The following is a 2,364-nucleotide window of genomic DNA, read 5'->3' as shown; positions in this document are numbered from 1 at the left end:
CGTATATCTTCAGCCGTATACAGACGTTCAAAACCTTGATAAGCGCGCTGTTGCCGTTCAATCTTTCCGGTGTCACGGTACTGCTTAATTGTTTAGTCCCACATTTAACTGGTTAGGATCGATATCAAATAGCTTAGAAATATAGTCAATACCGCCATGGCCCAGTTTCGTCGCTTCTATGCCCGCATATCGACGCTTATCCTTTTCCGACAGGGTGGTAAAAAGTCGCTGCATTTTGATTTCAATGGCTTGGTCGTAACCGATCACTTGCTTTTAACAAATAATGAGAAATCCCCCGGCTCTGCCGGGGAGACAGCAAAAGTTTGACATTTAGAGGAGTCCATCAGGAAACTCAAAAGCGTGAACCGCCAAGAACACGCTAGAGGAGTAACCTGATGGACGAGAAAGAAAGCTTAAGTCACTCGAAGTGGGAGTGCAAATATCACGTTGTGTTTATTCCGAAATGTCGGCGACGAACCTTGTATAAAGAGTTGCGATCACATTTGGAAGAGGTTTTCCGAAGGCTAGTCAGTCAGAAGGAAAGTTGGATTTTAGAGGGGCATTTGATGCCTGATCATGTGCATATGTTGATTTCGATACCACCGAAGTACGCAGTGTCGCAAGTGATTGGCTACATCAAAGGCAAAAGTGCTATCCATATGGCGCGAGTTTATGGAGAGAAAAAGCGTAATTTTGTCGGGCAGCACTTTTGGGCACGCGGTTATTTTGTTTCGACGGTTGGTCGGGATGAGACCATGATCCGAGAATACATCCGCCACCAAGAACAAGAAGACCAGAGGATTGAACAATTGAGTCTTTGGAACTGAACGCCACCTTTAGGTGGCTATTATATTGGGGCCGCGTTAGCGACCCCGTTTACCGCTTTGAGCGGTTCACAACATAAAGCCCCCGGCTTTGCCGGGGGATATTTACTCTTTCGCTGGGTAAAGTGCTTTATTATCGTCGATTCGCTTTATCAATTCAGAGAAGTTGTTTTTGGCAATATCCTAAGCAGATTGGCGGTTACCGACGAGCGTTTTTGGAACCGTATGAAGACGCCATCAAGGCCCAGTTAGTCGATCATCCGTCGATGACCTTGAAAGAATTGCAGTCCTGGTTAGAAAGTGAACAGGGCTTGATTATGTCCATCTCAGCGATCGACAAATTTGTCCGTCAAAAATTGGGCTATCGCTATAAAAAAACCGTGTTCGCCAGTGAACAGCAACGTGACGATGTCGCGCTAGCCCGAGAGCAATGGCAAGCGTGGCAGAAAAGCTGCGATGTGTCAAAACGGGTATTTCTGGATAAAACCAGTGCTTCAACCGAGTTGATCCGACGCTATGGGGCTGTGCTGTAGTTGGTGCCCGGTGTGTAGATACGGCACCGTCGGGTCATTGGCAGACGCTGACGTTTATTGCCGGTTTACGGATGGACCAGCTCACGGCGCCCTGGTGCTTGATCAGGCCATGAATGGCGACGCTTTCAAAGAGTATTTAAGCTCGCAGTTGGGGCCCACGTTAAGGCCCGGCGATATCGTCATCTGCGATAATCTACCGGCTCATAAGGTCGCGGACGTTCAGGAACTGATTGAAGCCAGAGGCGCGACGATGAAATACCTGCCGCCTTATAGTCCTGACCTGAACCCGATTGAACAGGTCTTTGCCAAACTGAAAGCCTTGCTACGCAAGGCGGCTGAACGAACGGTTGATCAGCTTTGGCAAGCTATCGGCCAGATCATGGATCAGTTTCACTCTGATGAGTGCCTGAATTATTTTAACAATTCAGGCTATGTTTCTAACTAACGAACGCTGCGAGACAGGAGTCGAGTAGTCCCCAGAAGCGATAGTGCATGTGTTTTCACGCAGCTTGCGAAGTGAAAATGCAGGCTTTCCGAAATCGCGTCGAGTCATTGGAGAGCATGTGAGCTACCCCTTGTTGGGTAGCGATCGAGTGACCAGGACGGCTGGGGCAGCCGCAGGCATTAGCGGTCGCGTAATTTTTGCCGCTTGTTGGGCTGGGAGGCCCATAAAAGCTTTCGCAAAAATAGCGACTCCCCGGGAAATGCTCTAGTAGATTCCTTTGCTCCTTTGCGGTTCGAGTGAACTCGATGTAGAGAAAGTGCAAGTTTTCGTACTCTGTTTTCACAGCCGAGTCAAAAGTAGCGCACGCCTCGAATTTATTGACTATTTCGCTTCGGATTTTTAAATCCAATTCGTTAAAGCTCACGAGGGTTCTTTCTTCATCTATCGATACATTTTCTGCCAATTTTGATTCGATGAAGACTGATGAGTTCGAGGTCCCCCTGAGTCAGACTAGTAGTCAGTCATATTGAAGCGAAGCGATAATTTGTGATATAGCTATTGG

4 protein-coding genes are annotated in these 2,364 nt (G+C 47.8%); 3 read left to right on the top strand and 1 reads right to left on the bottom strand.

From position 1 onward, the window contains the following. Positions 1-84 precede the first annotated feature (84 nt). Positions 85-267, bottom strand: a complete 183-nt coding sequence (locus V7051_RS24520; protein ID WP_333879379.1) for a hypothetical protein — start codon at positions 265-267, stop codon at positions 85-87. Between the two features lie 128 nt (positions 268-395). On the opposite strand from V7051_RS24520, the gene tnpA reads away from it, so the two are divergent. From tnpA to V7051_RS24505, 3 genes are all read left to right on the top strand, one after another. Continuing rightward, positions 396-827 (top strand): IS200/IS605 family transposase, encoded by a 432-nt coding sequence (gene tnpA / locus V7051_RS24515; RefSeq protein WP_333879378.1) that lies wholly within the window; start codon positions 396-398, stop codon positions 825-827. A 212-nt stretch (positions 828-1,039) separates the two neighbouring features. Continuing rightward, positions 1,040-1,357: a hypothetical protein gene (locus V7051_RS24510; protein ID WP_333879377.1), complete on the top strand. Its 318-nt coding sequence runs from the start codon at positions 1,040-1,042 to the stop codon at positions 1,355-1,357. Positions 1,358-1,367: 10 nt separating this feature from the next. Beyond that, entirely contained in the window at positions 1,368-1,802 is a 435-nt protein-coding gene (locus V7051_RS24505) for a transposase (RefSeq protein WP_442919737.1), read from the top strand. Positions 1,803-2,364: the final 562 nt, after the last annotated feature.

It is taken from the genome of Methylobacter sp. (assembly GCF_036845245.1).
In the GTDB taxonomy this organism is placed as follows: domain Bacteria; phylum Pseudomonadota; class Gammaproteobacteria; order Methylococcales; family Methylomonadaceae; genus Methylobacter_A.
This window is presented reverse-complemented; position numbering and strand designations above follow the sequence as displayed.

Bases quoted from the DNA above. Each gene is read 5' to 3' on its own strand.
- tnpA (WP_333879378.1), top strand. From the start codon at position 396: ATGGACGAGAAAGAAAGCTTAAGTCACTCGAAGTGGGAGTGCAAATAT.